Raw genomic sequence first — 20616 nt, 5'->3', positions numbered from 1 at the left:
ACAATCTCTGTCCGCTTTGCGATATCCCTCCATCCGATCGCGCTATTCTGCCACGGGTGCTCTTCTCTTTTAAAGGTGAATAATTATCATTTCGATCCTCTTCTTATAACATGATACGGTCGATATGAAACAGGGCGGATGGGTAAACGGGAACATGCCTTTAAAGGCGTTAAGTTGTGCAGTCTTTGCGGCGTGCGCGGGCTTTGCCCAGGCAGCGGACAAGCCTGCTACGCAGGACGGCACGATGGTCGTTACGGCCACGGCACCTTCTTCTTCCGGCCAGGAAGATGAAACCAGCATTGTGGCGCATGAGGCGGTGGCGGGCACCAAATCCAGCTCGCTGATTAGCCGCACGCCGCAGAGTATTTCGGTGGTGACCCAGGCGCAAATCGCGGCCATGGCGGCAAAGAACATTCCGGAGACGCTGCGCTATGTGGCGGGCGTTTCTTCCGAAAGCGCAGGGCCGGATACCCGCTTTGATACCATCATGGTGCGCGGCTTTGAGGCCGACGAATATCTGGACGGCCTGCGCCTGCCGCGTGAAGCCTGGTGGAGCCGCCCGGCGTGGGACCCGTTCCTGCTCTCCCGCATTGAAGTGGTCAAAGGACCCGCTTCGGTGCTTTACGGCCAGGCGAACCCTGGCGGCGTGGTGAACCTCGTCAGCAAAACGCCGCAGGCCCAGCCGGGCGGCCAGGTTTACGTCAGCGCCGGGAATAACAGCCAGTTCGGTACCGGCTTTGACGTCACCGGCCCGCTGACCGACAGCAAAGAGTGGCTCGGCCGCGTGGCGGGCACCTTCTTCGATACCAAAACCCAGGTCGATCACACCCGCTACCAGCACTACGATATTGCGCCGTCCGTCACCTGGCAGCCGAACGACCGCACCAGCCTGACGCTGCTGGCGCAGCTGCGCCAGGACCCCGATACCGGCTTCTACAATATGCTGCCGATGAAGGGCACGCTGGTGAACAACCCGAACGGTCACATCGGCACAGATTTCTACGGCGGCCAGCCTGGATTTGACTCCTACACCCGCAGGCAGGGCAGCATCGGCTACCAGTTCCGCACCGAGCTGAACGACAGCGTCACCCTGCGCCAGAACGTCCGCTACAGCAGCAGCAGCGCGGATTACCGCATGGTGTACCCGTTCGGCACCTACGCGACCCAGCCGCTGGTGGACCGTTACTCCATGAACCTCACCGAGACGATGAGTAACTTTGCGGCGGATAACCAGGCTGAATTCCGTTTCGATACCGGCCCGGTGTCGCACACCGCGCTGCTTGGCGTGGACGTGATGCACTCTTCGGTGCGCAGCCGGGCGGGCTACGGCGACGCTTCGCCGCTGAATTACCTCCACCCGGACTACAGCACGCCGGTTGAAGTGCCTGAGTTCACCAGCAGCAGCCATTCGACGATGGATCAAACGGGGCTTTACCTGCAGGATCAGCTGGCGCTGGACAACTGGGTGATGAGCCTGGCGGGGCGCTACGACAGCGCGCAAACCAAAGCCACTAACCTGCTGAACGACACTCACCAGACTCGCAACGACTACGCGACAACCGGCCGCGCGGGGCTGCTGTACCACTTTGATAACGGCATTGCGCCATACATCAGCTACTCGACCTCGTTCGTACCAGGCGCCGGTACCGACTTTAACGGCAACGCGTTTAAGCCAACCAAAGGCAAGCAGACCGAAGTCGGGCTGAAATACGATCCGGTTGGGATGGACGCGCTGTTTACGCTTGCGCTGTTCGATCTGCGCCAGACTAACGTCGCCACGCCGGATCCCGATCACGTGAACTACAGCGTGCAGACCGGCGAGATCCGCTCCCGTGGGATCGAGCTGGAAGGCAAAATTAACGTTACGCCAGCCTGGCAGATCCTCGCTTCTTACTCGCTGACCGATCCGGAAGTGCTGCAAGCGAACGACGGCAGCCAGGGCAAACACCCAACGGGGATTTCACGCAACCTGGCTAAACTCTGGAGCCAGTACGCGTTCAGCGGCCCGCTGGACGGCTTCTCCCTCGGCGGTGGCGTGCGTTACGTCGGCCCAAGCTATGCCACGACCGACAACTCGCTGCAGGTGCCGGGCGCTACGGTGTATGACGCCCGCATTGGCTGGCAGTACCGCCAGTGGCAGGTCGCGCTTAACGCCGCCAACCTGACGAACAAAACTTACCTCGCCGCCTGCCAGAACAACGGCTGTGAGTACGCGGTTAAGCGTCAGTACGTGGCCACGTTAAGCTACCAGTGGTAAGCGAATGCTCTCCCGCAGACGTTTACTAACCTTTGCGCTGGCTGCCCCGTTTATCGGGGCGGCTGGTGCCGTTTCAGGTCCTCCGCAGCGCCTGGCCGTGCTCGACTGGGGGCTGACCGAGCTGATTCTGGCGCTCGGCGTCACGCCGCAGTCGGTTTCTGCTCCCGACTGGTACCGTAAGCTGATTGGCACCCCGGAACTGCCCGCCAGCGTGGTGGATATTGGCCTGCTGTTTCAGCCGAACCTCGAGACGCTGTACGCGCTGAAGCCCGATCTTATGGTGATCACCCCAGGCCATGCGCTGCTCAAGCCCCAGCTGGAGCGCATCGCGCCGACGCTTACCCTGCCAACCGGCAGCCTCGCCGAATGGAAAATTGCCCTCAATAAGCTGGCTATCGTGCTGCAGCGTGAACCTCAGGCTCGTGAGGTTACTGCTGCTTTTGAGCAGGCTGCGCTTCGTGCCAGAGAAGCTGCTCAGGCTTATCGACGCCCGCTACTGATCGCCACGCTGATAGACGCCCTGCATATGCGGCTGTACGGCGCAGGCAGCCTTGCGGGAGATGTCTTAACCCGCTGCGGGTTCCGTAATGCCTGGCAAGGCGGCGTTAATTCCCAGGGTGAAGCGATGGTCGAGCTGGCGCGCATCGGCACGGAAGATGCCGGGCTGATCCTGTTGCCGGAAGATGGCCAGCTGCCGCTGATTCAGCGCTGGCAAAGTTCATTGCTGTGGCAGCGCCTGCCGCTGACTTCTCAGCCTCAGCTGGCTTTCCCTGCGCAAAAATTCAATTCCGGCGGCGCGCTGGTGACGGCGACACGTATAGCCGAAGCGCTGGGGCAAATTGTGACGGGGTGGCAACGTGGCTGAGACGGGAAAAACGACGGCTTCCTGGCTGCTGATAGCCGCACTCTGGGCGGCAAGCCTGATCGTGGCGCTGCAAAGCGTGGCGCAGCACGGCGGGCTTGTTCACGGCCTGAGCGTGCTGTTCAGCTCGCAGATGCCGGATGCGCAGGCGGTGATCCTGCATTCCATGTGGTTCCCGCAGCAGGTGATGGCGTGGCTCGGCGGCGCGGGGCTGGCGATTTGCGGCTGGCTGATGCAGCGGGCGCTGCGCAATCCGCTGGCGGAGCCGATTACCCTCGGCATGACCTCCGGTGCGACGCTGGCTTTAGGCGTGGCTTCGATGTGGTTCCCGGCCACGCTGCTAACGGCGCGCACCGGCGTGGTGATTACCGGGGAACTTGCCGCTTTGCTGCTGGTTCTGCTGCTTGCGTGGCGGCAGCGCCTGTCGCCGCTGGTGATGATTCAGGCGGGGATGCTGGTCAACCTGTGGTGTGGCTCGCTGACGATGATCATGGCGGTAATCAACGATCGTTTTCTGCTGTCGGTGCTGATGTGGGGCGGCGGCTCGCTGGCGCAGCAGGACTGGGGCGGCGTGACGACGATCCTGCCCTGGCTGGGGCTGTGTTTGCTGGCATTGCTGTTGTTGCTTCGCCCGCTGGCGCTGCTCAGGCTGCCGGAGGCGATGGTGAGCAGCTTAGGTGCTTCTCCGCTGCTGATCCGTTCGGCGGCGATGGCGCTGGCTTTAGTGATGAGCGCTTTCATCATTAATAGCGTCGGGGTGATTGGTTTTATCGGGCTCGCCGCACCGCACCTGGCCCGGTCAGGTGGGGCGCGAACCACGCGGCAAATGCTCTGCCATTCGCTGCTTATCGGCGCCGGTTTGCTGTGGTTCACCGACCTTTGCGTGAGTCGCATTACGCTGCTGGACGGGCAACTGCTGCCCGTCGGCATGCTAACCGCCTTAACCGGCGGGCCGCTGCTGATCCTGCTGGCCTCTAAAGCCCGGCATCAGGTGCTGGACACCACGCCTTCGGCCTGGGAAGGCGAGGCGGGTGGCGGGCGCTTCCCGGCGGGCATGGCCTTTGCGCTGCTGCTGGTGGCTATCGTGCTGTCGCTGTTTGTCGGGCAGGGGCTGCACGGCTGGCACTGGACGACGCTTGCGGAACAGCACGCTCTGTTGCCGATGCGGCTCCCGCGGCTGCTGGCGGCATTAAGCTCCGGAGCCTTGTTAGCCTCGGCGGGCGTGCTGATGCAGCGCATCAGCGGCAACCCGCTGGCAAGCCCGGAGATCCTCGGCATCGGCGGCGGGGCGGCCATGGGCGTGACGGCGTTTCTGCTGCTGTTTCCTGGCGGAGGCACGGGACTGATGATCCTCAGCAGCGCTGCCGGGGCATTAATAAGCCTGCTGGTGACGCTGTGGAGCAGCCGCCAGAGCGCCTTTAACCCGCAGCGGGTGCTGCTGAACGGCCTGGCGCTGAACGCGCTGTTCCAGGCCATCGCCAGCATCGTGATGCTCAATAACCGGCAGGCCAGCTCAATGCTGTTGCAGCTGATGACCGGCAGCACTTACTACGTCAACAACGGCATCGCCATCGGCGTGTTCTTCGCCATGCTGGTGCTGCTTGCGCTTTCTCCACTCTGCAAACGCTGGCTGCTGCTGTTGCCCCTCGGGCAGGTGAGCGGCTCGCTAGGCGTGAACGTGGCGAAAGCGAGGATTAGCGTGCTGGCGCTGGCCGCCTTGATGACCGGGCTTGCCACGCTGATCGTCGGCCCGGTGTCGTTTGTCGGGCTGCTGGGGCCGCACCTGGCGCGCAAGATGGGGGCAAAACGCCCGATGGCGCAGCTGTTCACCGCCGCGCTGCTGTCGGCGCTGATTATGGTGCTGGCGGACTGGATGGGGCGCAATTTTCTTTATCCGCGTCAGCTGCCCGTGGGGCTGGTGGCGTCGCTGGTCGGCGTACCGCTGCTGGTATGGCCGCTGATCCGTAGCCGGGCGCATACACATCAACAATAGCGCCGGGAGAGTAATGTCGAAAAGGAAGCAACAATGTCTCTGTTAATGATGCTGTTCCGCCTGGTGGGCGGCTGGCTGGCACTGGCTGCCTTTGCCAGCGTGGTCAGCGGGCTCAGCAACGCCTCGCTGCTGGCGGTGATCAACCATAGCCTGACGCTGCCGCCCGATGGGCTGGCCGATGTGGCGCTGAAGTTTGTGCTTCTTGCCGCGCTGATGCTCACCACTCGCGTGCTGGCTGAAACGCTGTTTATGTGGCTCGGGCAAAAGGTGAAGGCGACCTTGCGTAAAGACGTGGTGAATCACGTCAGCCAAACCGCCTGGGCACAGCTGGAGAAAACCGGCATGGCAAAGGCGGTGTCTATTCTGACGCAGGATCTCGACACGCTGGTGGTCTTTTTCGTCAGCCTGCCGGGGCTGCTTATCTATGGGGCGGCGATTGTCGGCTGCCTGATCTACCTCGGCACGCTGTCGTGGCAGGTTTTGCTGCTGGCGCTGCTGGTGCTTGGCCTGGGCGCAATGGGCTACCGCGCCGCCCACGGCAAAGCGCTGGGGCTGCTGCGTAGCTCACGGCAGCGGGAAGATACGCTGATTGCCCAGTGCAAGAAACTGTTCGACGGCGGACGTGAGTTTCGCCTTAACCCACCGCGCAGGCGGCATTTCGTCGACGGGCCGCTGAGCGAAAATATCGAAGCGGTTCGCCTCGAACGCACGCGGGGCTACGTGTTTTATGGCCTGGCAAAAAGCTGGGGCAGCGTGCTGTTCTTCGCGTTTATCGGCGTGGTGCTTTATTGGCTGCGGGAGTCCCTGGCGCTTAGCCCGGCGGTGATGACCGGTTATACGATGATTTTTCTGTACATGATTGTGCCGGTAGAGGGCGTGCTCTCGGCCTTGCCAACGCTGACCAGCGCCCGCATCGCGCTCCAGCGAATCGCCCAGCTTAAAGCCGATCTGCCGCAGGAAAAGCTGCTGCCGCTGAAAAGGCCGCCCCATTTTGACAGCCTCGAGCTGACGGACATTCGCTACGAATATCAGGGCGAGGAGGGTGAACGTTTTACCCTCGGGCCGCTCAATCTTTGCTTCACCCGGGGCGAGCTGGTCTTTCTGGTGGGCGGCAACGGCAGCGGGAAAACCACGCTGGCGAATTTGCTGGTTGGCCTTTACCCGCCGGACGGCGGTGAAATCAGGCTTAACGGTATGCAGGTTACGGCGGAGCAGCGTGAAATCTACCGCCAGCACTTCGCCGTGGTGTTCAATGACTTCTTCCTGTTTGATGACGTGGACAACGTGCATGAGCGCACGGTGGACCAGGTGAATAAGCTGCTGCATCTGCTGAAGCTCGACCACAAAGTGGCCTTCCGCGACGGGCGTTTTTCGACAACCGCGCTTTCCCAGGGGCAGCGTAAACGCCTCGCGCTGCTGCAGGCCTGGCTGGAAAACCGGCCTTTCTATCTGTTTGACGAGTGGGCGGCGGACCAGGATCCCGGCTTTAAAGAGGTGTTCTACAAGGTGCTGCTGCCAATGTTAAAAGCGGAGGGCAAAACGGTGCTCGCCATTACCCACGACGACCGCTATTTCCCGCTGGCGGACAGGCTAATTAAGCTGGAGTCCGGGAAAGTGGTGGCAGACAGCGTGGTCAGGCCGCTGTCTGCCTGAATCGTGGATCTAAACCAAATGGCACGCGACGCGGTGAGCGTGGCCCACTTCACGCAGCACGGGGACTTCCTGGCGGCAGCGGTCGGTCACCAGCGGGCAGCGCGAGGAGAAGCGGCAGCCGGAAGGCGGGTGAGAAGGATCGGGGATTTCGCCCTGAATAGCGGCCACCGGCTCGCTGTTTGGATCCAGCGTCGGGACCGCGGCCAGCAGTGCCTGGGTATACGGGTGCAGCGGCTGGCTGAATAGCACGTCGCGGCTGGCGGTTTCCACCAGCTGGCCGAGGTACATCACCGCCACGTCGTCGCACAGGTGTTCCACCACGCCGAGATCGTGCGAGATAAACAGGAACGTCACGCCGCGTTCGTCGCGCAGATCGGAAAACAGATTGATGATCTGCGCCTGAATGGAAACGTCGAGCGCCGAAATCGGTTCATCCGCGATAATAAAATCGGGGTTAAGGATCAGCGCACGGGCGATGCCAATGCGCTGGCGCTGGCCGCCGGAGAACTCGTGCGGGAAGCGGTTGTAATGCTGAGGCGAAAGGCCGCAAATATTCATTACTTCCAACACGTTATCCCGCAGTTCGGCGCGGGTGCAAAGCTTGTGCTCCAGCATCGCCTCGCCGATGGCGTCTCCTACGCGGATGCGTGGGTTTAGCGAGCTGTAGGGATCCTGAAAGACGAGCTGAATTTTAGGCCGCAGCGCCCGCGACTCTTTGGCGCTCAGCTCGCTTAGCTCTTTGCCGCGATATTTCACGCTGCCGGCGGTTTTGTCATACAGGCCGAGCAGGGTGCGCCCAACGGTGGTTTTCCCGCTGCCGGACTCGCCTACCAGGCCGAAAATCGTGCCCTGACGAATGTTAAAGCTGACGCCGTCGACCGCGCGAAGCTCGCCGGTTTGCTGGCCGAACAGCCCGTCACGTAGCGGGAAGTGTTTTTTGAGTCCTTCGACTTCAATAACGTACTGATTGTTCACGATGCGGACTCCGCTAACTCGCTGTAGAAACAGGCGGCCTGTCGCCGCTGGCCGAGCAGCGCCGGAATGCCCTGGCGGCAGCGATCGGTGGCGTGCTCGCAGCGATCGGTAAAGGCGCAGTAAGGCGGCAGGGCAGCCAAATCGGGGACCTGACCGGGGATCGAATAGAGCCTGCGGCGGCGCTCGCCGGGCACCGGCCGGGAAGCGATCAGCCCTTTGGTATACGGGTGCAGCGGATGGCGGAGTACGTCAGCCGTTGGCCCTTGTTCGACGATGCGCCCGGCATACATCACCACGACGTGCTCCGCCATTTGGGCGATAACGCCGAGATCGTGGGTGATCAGCATCAGCGCCATGTGGTGCTGGCGCGCCTGATCCCGCAGCAGGCGGAGGATCTGAGCCTGAACGGTCACGTCCAGCGCCGTGGTGGGCTCATCGGCGATCAGCAGTTTTGGCCGGCAGCTCAGCGCCATGGCGATCATTACCCGTTGCAGCATGCCGCCGGAGAGCTGATGCGGATAGCTGGCCATCAGGCTCTCCGCTCGCGCCAGCCCGACGTCGGTCAGCATTTGTGTCGCCAGGTTCCAGGCGGCTTTCGGCGTTTCTCCGCGATGACGGATCGGCGGCTCACAAAGCTGATCGCCGATGGTCAGCACCGGATTCAGGGCGGTCATCGGCTCCTGGAAAATCATAGCCAGCTCGTTGCCGCGTAAATCTGCCATTTGCGCAGGCTTAAGGCCGAGCAGGTTCTTGCCCTGAAAGAGGATCTCGCCGCCGTCAATCCGCGCGGCCTGTGGAGGGAGTAAACCCATCAGCGACATGGCGGTCACGCTTTTGCCACAGCCGGACTCCCCGACGACGCCAACGGTTTGCCCGGCATGAACGGTAAACGACACGTCCTGCACGGCGCGCACGCGGCCCTGCTCTCCGGCGAAGGAGAGGGAGAGGTTGTTAAACTCAATCAGCGCTTCGCTCATTTCACGCCTCGCTTCATTTTCGGGTCCAGCGCGTCGCGCAGGCCGTCGCCCAGCACGTTAATCGCGATCACGGTGATAAAAATGGCTATTCCCGGCGGCATCCATAACCACGGGCGGCGCTGGAAGTCGATCAGGCTGTTGGCGCTGTCCATCATATTGCCCCAGGAAGGGGTGGGCGGCACGACGCCGAGGCCCAGGTAGCTCAGCGCCGACTCCATCAGAATGGCGTTTGCCACCGCCATGGTGGCCATGACCACCAGAATTGGAATGGTGTTCGGCAGCAGGTGGCCGAACAGGCGACGGCGGGCGGATAGGCCCAGCACGCGAGTTGCCAGCATAAAGTCGCGTTCGCGCAGAGAAAGGATTTGCCCGCGCACCAGTCGCGCCAGCTTCGGCCACTCCAGCAGGCTCAGCATGATTACCACCATGTAAATACGCGAGTCCGGCGAGAAGTCGAGCTCCGACAGCATCGCGCCCGCGACGATCAGCAGCGGCAGGCTGGGAATGGTCATCACCAGATCTGCCAGGCGCATAATCAGTTTGTCGGTCCAGCCGCCCAGGTAGCCGGAAACCGCGCCGAGCAGGTAGCCGAGGGTGACCGATAGCAGCATGGTCAACAGGCCGATGATTAACGAGATGCGCCCGGCAAGCAGCAGGCGGGTGTAGACGTCACGCCCGAGGAAGTCGGTGCCCAGCCAGTGCACTTCGCCCGGAGGTTTGTTGATCATCAGCGCGTCGGTGGCGTCGTCTTTCCACGGCGACCAGAGCGGCCCAAACGCGCACCATACCGCCATCACCATCAGCAAAATCAGGCACAACATCGCCAGATGGTTGCGCCTCAGCGCCTGCCAGGCCTGACGCCACGGCGAAGGCGTGACCTGCGCCAGCGCCGGGATTTCCGCCTTGCGCAGGCGGCGATTGGTAGAAAACAGAGAGCTTAACATCACGACCTCACACGAATGCGCGGGTCGGCCCACGCGTAAAGCACATCGGCAATCAGGTTGCCGAGGATCGTCAGCACCGCCAGAAACAGCGTGAAGCCCATCAGCACCGGGTAATCACGGGCGGCGAGTGAATCAATATGAATGTGGCCCGCGCCCGGCCAGTTAAAGACTTTTTCGGTAATGATCGCGCCTGAAAACAGCCCCGGCAGCTCAAAGCCCAGCAGGGTGATGATCGGCAGCAGCGCGTTGCGCAGGGCGTGTTTGAGGATAACGGTGCGCTCGCGCAGCCCTTTGGCGCGGGCGGTGCGGATAAAGTCCATCTTTACTACGTCCAGCATGCTGGCGCGGAAATAGCGCGTCAGGCTGCCTGCCTGCAGCATCACCAGGGCGAGGACGGGCAGCACAAGGTGGGCGGCAACCTGCACCACGTAGGCCCAGCCGGTTGCGTCGCTGCCGGTATTGGTCATGCCGCCGACCGGCAGCCAGTGCAGATCCACCGCGAACCATTTGATAAGCAACAGGCAGAGGAAAAAGGTCGGGAAAGACATGGCGGCGAACACCAGCACGCTCACCAGGTGGTCAAACAGCGAGTTGGGCTTCATGGCCGAGACAATGCCCACCGCCAGGCCAATGCCCCAGTAAAACACCAGCGCGATGGAGGCCAGCAGGAAAGAGTTCCAGATGTACTGGTTTAGCAGCTGGCTGACCGGAATCTGGTATTGCAAAGAGAAGCCTAAGTCGCCGGTCATGAGCTGACCAAGCCAGTGGATATAGCGGGTGAACAGCGGCTGGTCGAGGCCGTAAATAGCCTTTAGCTCGGCGACGCGGGCGGCGGTCAGCGTAATATTCCCGTCGATAAAGTCGCCGGGCGTTTTCGCGAACAGCATAAAGATAATAAACGAGGCGAGCAGCAGCATCGGCAGGGTTTGCAGCAGGCGGCGCAGAATAAAATTTTTCATTACGTTCTCACTGCCGCCGCCCCGGTAAAAGGGCGGCGGCGAGGTTTACTGCATTACTTAACGATTTTCACATCCGGCAGGCTGCCGGTCAGGCCGTTGTAGATGTCCGGCTTAAAGCCGGTGACGCGGGCGCTGCTGGCGGACAGTATTTTGCGGTTGCCGAGCAGAATCGCCGGTGGATCCGCAGCCAGCACCTTATACAGCTCGTGGTAGATAGCTTTACGCTTCTCTTCATCCAGCGTGGCGTTGCCTTCGTTTATCAGCTTATCGACCTGCGCATTGCTGTAGCCGGAGGCCTTCGCTTCATTGCTGTAGAAGTCCCAGACGCCGTCGTGCGGATCGTTCAGCGTGCTGGTGCTGAAGGAGGCCAGATCGTAGTTACCCGCTTTACGCTGTGCCATCAGGGCGTTGAAGTCGACGACCTGCGGCTTCAGCAGCACGCCGATTTGCTGCCAGTTCTCTTTAGCGATCGGGATCAGCGCGTCGTTCAGCACTTTTTTGCTCGCCAGCAGCGTCAGTTCCAGACGTTTGCCGTCCTTCACGCGGATGCCGTCCGGGCCTGGTTTCCAGCCGGCTTCATCCAGCAGCTTTTTCGCTTGCGTAGGATCGAATTTATACGGATTTACGCCTTCCGGATTATAGGCCCAGGAGATCGGCGAGATCGGTTCGTTGGCGACCGTGCCGTAGCCCTGGTAAACCACGTCGATCAGCTTCTGGCGATCCAGGCCGTAGATCAGCGCCTGGCGGACTTTTACGTCCTGCAGCGCCGGGCGACGAACGTTGAATTCAACCTTGCTGTAGTCGCTGGAGCCGTAAAGGTTGATATTGGCGAAGCCCAGCAGTTTCAGCTGTTCAATATCGTCCGGGCGTGAGGTAAAGGCGTCGTAATCCGTCTCGCCGGTCTGGAACAGCTGGAAGTTGGTGGACGGGTTAGTCACGCGGTAGATAAAGCGCGGCGTTGGCGGCGTGCCGCGGTAGAAATGGGTGTTGGCGTGGAAGCGAATTTCCTGCCCCGGAATGTACTTATCGTAAACATAAGGACCGTTGCCCAGCGGTTTACCGTGCAGGGTACGCAGGTAATCCAGGTTGCCGGGCTGGTAGCCTTTGCCGTAGTAAGCTTTCGACAGTACCGGGCCGCCAATCTTGCCCAGCGTTGTTGCGCCCGGTTGGGTGGTGGTGACCTGCAGCGTAAGCGGATCAATAACCTTCAGGCCGCTGACGCGGTCGGCTTTCCCGGCTTTGTAATCTGCGCCGCCGGCAATGTTGGCCAGCGTAATGTCGGTATCGCCGTCATATTTCGGGTCATACAGCACGGTGAGGGTGAACGCGACGTCTTCGGCGGTCAGCGGAGAACCGTCGCTAAAGGTCAGGTCAGGGCGCAGCTTGATGGTGTAGACCTTGCCGTCCGGGCTGACTTTCCAGCTTTCGGCGAGGCCTGGCACCAGGTTGCCGTGGCTGTCCCAGTCAATCAGGCGCGAGAAAATGACGTTGGTGACGTTTTCATCCCAGCCGTTAACGAAGAAGTAAGGGTTAAAGATGCCCTGTGGTTCAGAGATCCCGGCCACAACCGTGTCTTTGCGAAGCTTAGCGGTGGCAGGGATCTGGCTTGCGTCGGTGGCGGGCGTGATGCCTTCTTTTAAAATGTCATCGGCTGCTGCTGCGCCGGAGAAAACCACCACGCTGCTAATCAGGGCTGCCTGTAATGCCAGGCGAAAGCGCGTGGGTTTTGTTTGTAATGCGTCAAGTAACCTGGCCAATAGCATTCCCTCAAGATTTTTTGCTGTAAAATTTACAAATCATGACGAAAGATAAAAGCCGGAATTGTCACTGTCTAACAACGAAACGCTATGCCTTATAGCGATTTGTTCCTTTGCGCGGGGGAAGAGAATGATTTGTGCTGAAGCTGATTTTCGCCCAGGAGCCTGCATAACATTCCTGGAGGGGTATTTTCGAAGTGTAACCATTCCTTGCCACTCCCGACGCCAAATGTTAAAAGGTGCCCCTTTGACAAATCACAAAGGAGCAGGGCGTGAAAAACACGTCAGTCGCATCTGAGCCACAGGGCCAGAATGCGGGGCCGGAGGATGGCCATCAATTACAGCGCGGGTTGCAGAACCGCCATATTCAGCTGATTGCGCTGGGCGGCGCGATTGGCACCGGACTTTTTCTCGGCATTGGCCCGGCGATCCAAATGGCGGGGCCTGCCGTACTGCTGGGCTACGGCGTGGCGGGGATCATCGCGTTTCTGATCATGCGTCAGCTTGGTGAAATGGTGGTTGAAGAGCCGGTTTCTGGTTCGTTTTCCCATTTTGCCTATAAGTACTGGGGGCCTTTCGCCGGGTTCCTGTCCGGCTGGAACTACTGGGTGATGTTCGTGCTGGTCGGCATGGCGGAGCTGACCGCCGGCGGCATTTATATGCAGTACTGGTTCCCGGACGTGCCGACCTGGACGTGGGTGGCCCTGTTCTTCGTGGTGATTAACGCCGCGAACCTGGTGAACGTGCGCCTGTATGGCGAGATGGAGTTCTGGTTTGCGCTCATTAAGGTGCTGGCGATTGTCGGCATGATTGGCTTCGGTATCTGGCTGCTGGCCTCCGGCCACGGCGGAGAACGGGCGAGCGTCAGCAACCTCTGGCAGCACGGCGGCTTCCTCGCCACGGGCTGGCACGGGCTGATTCTGTCGCTGGCGGTGATCATGTTCTCGTTCGGTGGCCTGGAGCTTATCGGCATTACGGCGGCGGAAGCGCGCTCGCCGCAAACCACCATCCCGAAGGCGGTTAACCAGGTGGTTTACCGTATTCTGCTGTTTTATATCGGCTCGCTGGTGGTGCTGCTTTCGCTCTATCCGTGGCTGGAAATTAAGTCCAGCAGCAGCCCGTTCGTGATGATTTTCCACGAGCTGAACAGTAATGTGGTTGCCTCGGCGCTCAACTTCGTGATTCTGGTGGCTTCGCTGTCCGTTTATAACAGCGGCGTGTATTCCAACAGCCGCATGCTGTTCGGGCTGTCCGTGCAGCGTAATGCGCCAAAATTCCTGGCGAAAGTCAGCCGTGGCGGCGTGCCGGTGAATTCGCTGCTGCTGTCCGGCGCAATCACTTCGCTGGTTGTCGTTTTAAACTACCTGCTGCCGCATGAGGCCTTTGGTCTGCTGATGGCGCTGGTGGTGGCGACCCTGCTGCTGAACTGGATCATGATCTCGCTGGCGCACATTAAGTTCCGTCGGGCAATGCGCAGCCAGGGGCATGAAACCAGCTTCAGGGCGCTGCTGTACCCGTTCGGTAACTATCTGTGTATTGCCTTTATGATGATGGTGCTGGGGCTGATGTGTACCATCGACGGTATGCGTCTGTCTGCGATGCTGCTGCCGGCCTGGATAGTGTTCCTGTTTGTCGCCTTTAAGCTGCTGCGCCGTAAAGCCAGCTAAAGTCCAACAATAACGCCAACTGTTTTTAATAGGGTTGGCGTTATTTATCTTAAATTTAAAAAGAGCGCTTAATTTACCTTTGGGAAATAGAATCTTTCTGCCATAACAAAATAAACTACAGCGCTTTTACAATTAACGCCTAAGTTAATGACAAATTAATTTTCATTTTCGCCGCTTATCAAATAGTCCTTTCTTATTTACCTCGTTCGGCAGAATATATCGCCGCACACTGCAGCGCATCGCGCCAATAAATAACAACATCGCATACCTTTTGCCACGCTCGCTGGCACTCTTCTCTTTTACAGCTTGGGATTTATATGAGAGTTAACAACCCTGTTACGCAGCAGGAGCATCTTCTCAGGGACGGAGAGGCTTTGATGTCGACCACCGATATTCACAGCCATATTACTTATGCCAATTCTGCTTTTATTAAAGCCTGTGGTTTTACCGAACAAGAGTTAATGGGCGAGGCGCACAATCTTATTCGCCACCCCGATATGCCGCCCGAGGCGTTTGCCGATATGTGGGCCACTTTACAGCAGGGAGACAGCTGGACGGGGATGGTTAAAAATCGCCGGAAAAATGGTGATTTTTACTGGGTCCGTGCGAACGTGACCCCGGTTTACCATGACGGCGAACTGACCGGGTATATTTCGGTGCGAACGGTGCCGGAGCGAGAGGAAGTGGCGGCAAGCGAAGCGCTATATCAGGCCGTCAGAGAGAAACGTGCCGGGCACCTGCGCTTCTTTAAAGGGCTGGTTATCCGTCGCGGCTGGAAAAGCGTGCTGTCGCTCTTTCAGTGCCTTTCATTGTCTCAACGGCTCTTCGGGGCGCTGATTACGTTAGCGCTGGCCGTTGGCGTGATGCCGCTGGTGCATTTGAACAGCGGCGGGCAGGCGGCGCTGACCGTTTTGCTGCTTGCCGCGCTGGGGAGCTTTCTCCAGCAGCAAATTATCAGGCCGGTAAAAACCATCGTCCGGCAAATGCAGAGAATTGTCTCCGGGCAAAAAACCGGGCTGATTCAGCTTAATCGCGTGGATGAGATAGGCCTGATGATGCGTCTGGTAAACCAGTCGGGGCTTAATCTGCGCTCGCTGGTGGATGATGTGGGCGGCCAGGTCAGCGGCATCGGCGGGATAAGCCAGCAGCTGGCAGGTAGCAGCCGGGCGATGAGCGAACGTACCGATGAAACCTACGCCCAGCTGCAGCAGACGGCGGCGGCCATTGAGGAGATCTCCGGCGCGGTCGAGCAGACGGCGGATTCTGCCGCGCAGACGTCGCAAATGGCAGACAGGGCCAGCCAAAGTGCGCTGGAGGGCGAGCAGATGATGAAACGCACGCTGACGATGATGGAGTCGATGGCGGAGGCCAGCGAGCATATCGTCGAGATAATCAGCGTTATCGACAAAATTGCTTTCCAGACTAATATCCTCGCGCTGAATGCGGCGGTGGAGGCGGCCAGAGCGGGCGTTTCCGGGCGGGGTTTTGCGGTGGTGGCCGCTGAAGTCCGTAACCTGGCACAGCATTCCGCCTCGGCGGCGAAAGAAATTAAAACGCTGATCGATCGTAACGCAGCCAGCGTCAGCTCGGGCGTTGCCGAAGTGAAAAGTGCGGAAAAGCACATCAGCGAAATGGCAGAAGAGATAGTCAGGATGGCTGGGTTGATAAGAGAAATTGGCGATGCGACCCGCGAGCAGACCAGCGCGCTTGGGCTTATTAACCATTCGGTGGAGCAAATAAGTACCATGACGCAGAACAATGCCGACATGGTGGTGCAGGCAGGCGCGGTCGTTGAAAATCTTAATCAACGTGCGCGGCGCTTAACCAGCGCGATTAACGTCTACGGCAGTTAATTTTGCTGTGCCGGACGTGGGTGACAGTGATGTCCGGCACCTTATCCTCCTGGATTTACGCTATCATGCTGGCCTAAATTAAGCGGAAGTTTGAAAGGGCAGGGTGATGAGCGTTAGTCGGAAAGGGATGCTGTATGTGTTGTTTGCGGCGGTGCTGTGGGGAAGCTCCGGGGTGTGTGCGCAATACATTATGGAGCAGAGCCATATTTCCTCGGCGTCGCTGACCATGCTGCGGCTGCTGTTTTCCGGCCTGATTCTGCTGATGCTGTCGTTTATGCACGGGGACAAAATCTTCGCCGTGTTTAAGCTGCGTGAAGACCTGATTTCTCTGCTGATTTTTACCCTTTGCGGCGCGTTAACGGTGCAGTTGACCTTCCTGCTAACCATCGAGCAGTCCAACGCCGCAACCGCCACGGTCCTGCAGTTCCTCTCGCCAACCATTATCGTGGCCTGGTTTGCCTTCGTGCGTAAAAAGCGCTCTGGCAAGCTGGTTTATGCGGCGATCGGAACCTCGCTCATCGGGACCTTTGTGCTGGTGACTCACGGCAACCCTGCGTCGATTACCATCTCGGGCAGCGCGCTGTTTTGGGGGATTGCCTCCGCGTTTGCCGCAGCGTTTTACACGACGTACCCCTCGAAGCTTATCTCCCGCTACGGCACGTTACCGATAGTCGGCTGGAGCATGCTGCTGGGCGGCGCGGCACTGCTGCCGTTTTACGCCAGCCAGCCAGGCAGTTTTACCGCGAGCGGCGGCACGCTGCTGGCCTTTTTCTACCTGGTCATCGTGGGCACGGCTATTACCTTCAGCCTCTATCTGACCGGCGCGCAAATGATTGGTGGGGCAAAGGCCAGTATTCTCAGCTGCGCGGAGCCGTTAAGCAGCGCGCTGCTGTCGGTATTGCTGCTGGGGATTAGCTTTACGCTGCCGGACTGGCTGGGATCGCTGCTGATTATCTCTTCCGTGGTGCTTATCTCTTTGGATTCCCGAGGTAAGCTGCATTCGCGCTAAAGCTCTACATTTTGCAAGGTTTAATTGTCGACAGAAATATCATATTTTGGTGGGTAGAAGTTACCGTTGTGATAGGGTAAAAAGTGCGCTTCCGGGCGTAAGTCTGCACCACCGATAAAGGTATTTCAGTGTGATGATTGATAATCTAATTGAGCGTATCTCCACCGCCTTAGACGCCGAATATACCCTGGAAGGTTTGGTCAGACAGCTGTTGGAGATGCTGGAGCTGGTGACCAATATGGAATCCACCTACCTGACCCGCATCGACGCGGAGGGCAGCCAGCAGCATATTGTTTTTTCCCGCAATACGAAGGCGATGAATATCCCCGAGGGGCTCTCCGTTCCCTGGGAAGACACGTTGTGCAAACGCGCGTTGGACGAAGGCCGTCGCTATACCTGCGATGTGGCGAGCGTTTGGGGTGATTCTGAAGCGGCAAAGGCGCTGGGGATTGTGACCTACGTCAGCACGCCCGTGACGCTTGCCGATGGCTCGCTCTACGGCACGCTGTGCGCCGCCAGTTCCGAACAGCGCATCCTCACCGATCATAGTGAACAAGTGTTGCAGCTGTTTTCTCAACTGATTGCCCAGCAGATCCAAAATGAGCAGCTGATGAAGAAGCTGCAGCAGGCCAACGTCGCACTGACCACCGCCAGCTACACCGACGATCTCACCGGGCTGCCTAACCGCCGTGCGGTCTTCGATCAACTTCCTCGCCTGTTCTCCCGAGCCAAAGACGACGCCCGCTACGTGCTGGTGGCGTTTGCCGATCTCGACGGATTTAAGCAGATAAACGATATGCACGGCCATGAAACCGGAGACGATTTCCTTTGCGCGATCGGCAAGCGGCTCAAAGAGGGCGTGAGGGGCGATGAGATTCTGGGCCGAATTGGCGGGGATGAGTTTATCGTCGCCGGGGCAGGGCCGACGGAATACAGCGAAGCCTTGCGCGCGGCGACCGCCTTTCGTAACAGATTGTCAGCGCTGCTGAGCGGAGAGTATCAGCTAAAATCCTGCGTGATTGACTATGCCGGGCCAAGCATCGGCGCTATCGCCATTAATCCCGCGATCACCACCCCGGACGATGCGCTACGCGAGGCGGATACGCTGATGTATGTCGATAAGAAACGCCGTAAGAATAGCGCGGCGGTAAACTAAACGCCGCGCTCAGGCTTCAGGATGCTGGCGTCACCGGGACTGCACTGCCACTTAGCTCGGTGACCAAATCGTTCACGCCGTCGCTCATGTTGACGAAGCGGGTTAGCGGCGAGCGCGTAACCACCACGAAAACGCCCACGTTATTTTGCGGCACCATCGCCATGTAGGTGATGAAGCCACCGCCGCCGCCGGTTTTCTGAATAATGCCCGGGCGGCCCTCTTTCGGCGACATCCACACCCAGCCCATGCCCAGTGCATCGGCTTTGCCCGGCACGTCCATGCCAATAACCTTATGCAGCTGGCTGCGCTGATAAATCAGGGTTTGCATTCTGTCGGCCTGATTCCCGCGATGATGGAAGTCGGAGGAGAGGAATTGCTGCATCCAGCGCATCATATCTCCCGGCGTGGAATAGACGCCGCCGCTGCCGACGGCCGCCAGCGTGTTATCGCAGGGGCTGGCCCCTTTCTCGGCGATCATCAGGCGTTTGCACTGGTCTGGCGAAGGGGTAAAGGTGGTGTCTTTCATGCCCAGCGGGCGGGCAATCTGCTCATCGAACAGATCTGCGTAAGGCCTACCGGTTGCGCGAGACAGGGCATCGGCCAGCAGGTCAAACGCCAGGTTTGAATAGGCGGCGACGGTGCCCGGCGCGGCCTTCAGCGTAGCCTGTGAGAGCCAGTTCCAGCGCTGATCTCGCGTTGGCCAGGTAAACACCGTGCGGTGCGCTACGCCGCCGGGCTGTTCGCGCGGCAGAGAGCTGGTGTGGGTGGCAAGGTTAACCAGCGTGATCGGCTGGCCGTTAAAGGTCGGCACGCGCGCGCCGGGAGGCGCATACTTGCTGAGCGGATCGTTAAGCTGGACTTTTCCCTGATCGAGCATTTTAACCAGCATTTCGCTGGTCATTAGCTTTGTCAGGGAGGCGATGCGAATCACCGAATCCAGCTGCGGGCGAACGTTATTGCCCGGTCGGGTATCGCCGAAGCTGCGAAACACCCGCTGGTTGCCGTCAATGACTACGATGGCCATCCCGGTCGCACCGCTGCCGTAGTAGATGTGGTTTGCGTAGCGATCGACCACGTCGGCGGCGAATTCTGGCGCCGGTGATAGTTGCGCAAAACTAAGCGCTGGAAGCAGGGCTGCGGCCAGCATAAGAAGACGAGGGAGACGAGTTTTCAACGCAAAAATCCAGTTAGAAAAATAAAGCGGTATTGCAGGTATTTATACTACTCTGCGCCCTTATGCAAAGCGTCAATTCAGCGTTTGTGGCATGAAAAGCGTAACCGTGCGTTACATCACCAGATGGCGTACAAAACTTTGTCAGCCGGGGCTTCATGCAGCATTTTTTGTCTGTTTGTTCGTCGGTCCTGCTGACTGCGCGCTTTGACCGTAAAGAAAGATCTTAAATAAGAAGAAAAACTGACAATTTCACTACGCTGCTTTAGCAAAAAATGCGTATTATCCTGCCTGTTATTTATTGCGTCGCTGCAACTATTTTCCTTACGCAGCATCTTAGTTATAGCCCAAGGCGTACCGCTACTGATTGAGTTCTTTATGCGATACATAACCCTCTCGCATTAAGAAGTTAATATGTCAAATAAGCCGCTGTTTTATAAATGTCTTTTACACCCTCGCTACTGGTTGACCTGGTTTGGACTGGGTGTGCTTTGGCTGTGGGTGCAGCTTCCGTATCCGGTATTGATGAAGATGGGCGACCTCATTGGTCGTTTCTCCATGCGTTTCCTGAAGCGCCGGGTCACCATTGCCCGTCAAAACCTGCATCTTTGCTTCCCTCATTACACTGAGGCGCAGGTCGAGATGATCGTTCAGAAAAATTTCGGCTCGCTCGGTATGGGGCTGATTGAAACCGGCATGGCCTGGTTCTGGTCAGATGAACGCGTGCGCAAGTGGTTTGACGTCCGCGGCCTCGAGCACATCAACGCCGCCTGCGACAAAGGCAAGGGCGTGATGGTTATCGGCGTGCATTTTATGTCGCTGGAGCTCGGCGGGCGCGTCATGGGGCTGTGCCGCCCGATGATGGCAATGTACCGCCCGCACAATAACAAGGTGATGGAGTACGTGCAGACTCGCGGGCGTTCGCGTTCCAACAAAGCGATGCTCGACAGGCGCAATCTGAAAGGGATGGTGAAGGCGCTGAAATCCGGTGAGGCGGTGTGGTTTGCCCCTGACCAGGATTACGGCCCGAAAGGCAGTTCCTTTGCACCATTCTTTGCCGTTCAGGAGGCCGCGACAACCAACGGCACCTTTACCATTGCTCGCCTGGCAAAACCCGCCATTCTGACCACGGTTTTGATTCGTAAGCCCGGGGGCTCCGGTTATCAACTGGTTATTGAGCCTGAATTTTGTGACTATCCGGCCGAAGATGAGCAGGCCGCCGCGGCCTACGTGAACCGCAAGATTGAGCACGAAATCATGCGCGCGCCGGAGCAGTATCTGTGGCTGCATCGCCGCTTTAAAACCCGGCCGTTCGGCCATGCCGGGCTCTACACGATTTAATCTTCCGGCAGGTATGCTACGCTTTTTCCTTCTTAAATCTAA

General features: G+C 59.0%; 15 protein-coding genes. 9 read left to right on the top strand and 6 right to left on the bottom strand.

Annotated elements, in window-relative coordinates; translation table 11 throughout:
- Nucleotides 1-124 precede the first annotated feature (124 nt).
- From ACE38U_RS17980 to ACE38U_RS17965, 4 genes are read left to right on the top strand one after another with little or no spacing between them, the layout of a single operon-like run.
- Entirely contained in the window at nt 125-2257 is a 2133-nt protein-coding gene (locus ACE38U_RS17980; RefSeq protein WP_375530275.1) for a TonB-dependent siderophore receptor, read from the top strand.
- A 4-nt stretch (nt 2258-2261) separates the two neighbouring features.
- Complete coding sequence (locus ACE38U_RS17975; protein WP_375530274.1) at nt 2262-3122, top strand: iron-siderophore ABC transporter substrate-binding protein; 861 nt, start codon at nt 2262-2264, stop codon at nt 3120-3122.
- Nucleotides 3115-5112: a Fe(3+)-hydroxamate ABC transporter permease FhuB gene (fhuB, locus tag ACE38U_RS17970; protein WP_375530273.1), complete on the top strand. Its 1998-nt coding sequence runs from the start codon at nt 3115-3117 to the stop codon at nt 5110-5112. Before ACE38U_RS17975 ends, fhuB begins: the two co-directional genes overlap by 8 nt.
- A 33-nt stretch (nt 5113-5145) precedes the next feature.
- Nucleotides 5146-6765, top strand: coding sequence for a cyclic peptide export ABC transporter (locus ACE38U_RS17965; RefSeq protein ID WP_375530272.1), 1620 nt, complete (start codon nt 5146-5148; stop codon nt 6763-6765).
- Nucleotides 6766-6774: 9 nt separating this feature from the next.
- On the opposite strand, the gene ACE38U_RS17960 is transcribed toward ACE38U_RS17965, so the two are convergent.
- From ACE38U_RS17960 to ACE38U_RS17940, 5 genes are read right to left on the bottom strand one after another with little or no spacing between them, the layout of a single operon-like run.
- Nucleotides 6775-7740 (bottom strand): ABC transporter ATP-binding protein, encoded by a 966-nt coding sequence (locus ACE38U_RS17960; RefSeq protein WP_375530271.1) that lies wholly within the window; start codon nt 7738-7740, stop codon nt 6775-6777.
- Complete coding sequence (locus ACE38U_RS17955) at nt 7737-8717, bottom strand: ABC transporter ATP-binding protein (protein ID WP_375530270.1); 981 nt, start codon at nt 8715-8717, stop codon at nt 7737-7739. Before ACE38U_RS17955 ends, ACE38U_RS17960 begins: the two co-directional genes overlap by 4 nt.
- A complete protein-coding gene (gene opp4C, locus ACE38U_RS17950; protein ID WP_038475212.1) occupies nt 8714-9661 on the bottom strand; it encodes an oligopeptide ABC transporter permease in 948 nt (315 codons plus the stop codon). Before opp4C ends, ACE38U_RS17955 begins: the two co-directional genes overlap by 4 nt.
- Nucleotides 9661-10620 carry an ABC transporter permease gene (locus ACE38U_RS17945; RefSeq protein WP_038475210.1) on the bottom strand — a complete coding sequence of 320 codons (960 nt, stop codon included), beginning with the start codon at nt 10618-10620 and terminating at the stop codon, nt 9661-9663. Before ACE38U_RS17945 ends, opp4C begins: the two co-directional genes overlap by 1 nt.
- Nucleotides 10621-10673: 53 nt before the next feature.
- Entirely contained in the window at nt 10674-12383 is a 1710-nt protein-coding gene (locus tag ACE38U_RS17940; protein ID WP_375530269.1) for an ABC transporter substrate-binding protein, read from the bottom strand.
- 266 nt (nt 12384-12649) lie between these two features.
- Here ACE38U_RS17940 and pheP point away from each other — a divergent pair, with 266 nt between their 5' ends.
- From pheP to ACE38U_RS17920, 4 genes are all read left to right on the top strand, one after another.
- Entirely contained in the window at nt 12650-14044 is a 1395-nt protein-coding gene (gene pheP, locus ACE38U_RS17935) for a phenylalanine transporter (RefSeq protein WP_176981867.1), read from the top strand.
- Between the two features lie 317 nt (nt 14045-14361).
- Nucleotides 14362-15897, top strand: coding sequence for a methyl-accepting chemotaxis protein (locus tag ACE38U_RS17930; protein WP_375530268.1), 1536 nt, complete (start codon nt 14362-14364; stop codon nt 15895-15897).
- Nucleotides 15898-16003: 106 nt separating this feature from the next.
- A complete protein-coding gene (locus ACE38U_RS17925) occupies nt 16004-16906 on the top strand; it encodes an EamA family transporter (RefSeq protein WP_375530267.1) in 903 nt (300 codons plus the stop codon).
- Between the two features lie 133 nt (nt 16907-17039).
- The gene (locus tag ACE38U_RS17920) at nt 17040-18062 is read left to right on the top strand and encodes a sensor domain-containing diguanylate cyclase (protein ID WP_038475197.1); all 1023 of its coding nucleotides are present in this window, start codon (nt 17040-17042) and stop codon (nt 18060-18062) included.
- A gap of 16 nt (nt 18063-18078) precedes the next feature.
- Here ACE38U_RS17920 and ampH read toward each other — a convergent pair whose 3' ends face one another.
- Complete coding sequence (gene ampH, locus ACE38U_RS17915; protein WP_375530266.1) at nt 18079-19236, bottom strand: D-alanyl-D-alanine-carboxypeptidase/endopeptidase AmpH; 1158 nt, start codon at nt 19234-19236, stop codon at nt 18079-18081.
- A 411-nt stretch (nt 19237-19647) separates the two neighbouring features.
- Here ampH and lpxP point away from each other — a divergent pair, with 411 nt between their 5' ends.
- A complete protein-coding gene (gene lpxP / locus ACE38U_RS17910; RefSeq protein ID WP_038475192.1) occupies nt 19648-20574 on the top strand; it encodes a kdo(2)-lipid IV(A) palmitoleoyltransferase in 927 nt (308 codons plus the stop codon).
- Nucleotides 20575-20616 lie beyond the last annotated feature (42 nt).

It is taken from the genome of Cedecea selenatireducens, from assembly GCF_042138895.1.
GTDB classification, from domain to species: domain Bacteria; phylum Pseudomonadota; class Gammaproteobacteria; order Enterobacterales; family Enterobacteriaceae; genus Cedecea; species Cedecea selenatireducens.
The sequence above is the reverse complement of the archived record's forward strand: the minus strand, read 5'-3'. Positions and strand labels throughout refer to the sequence as shown.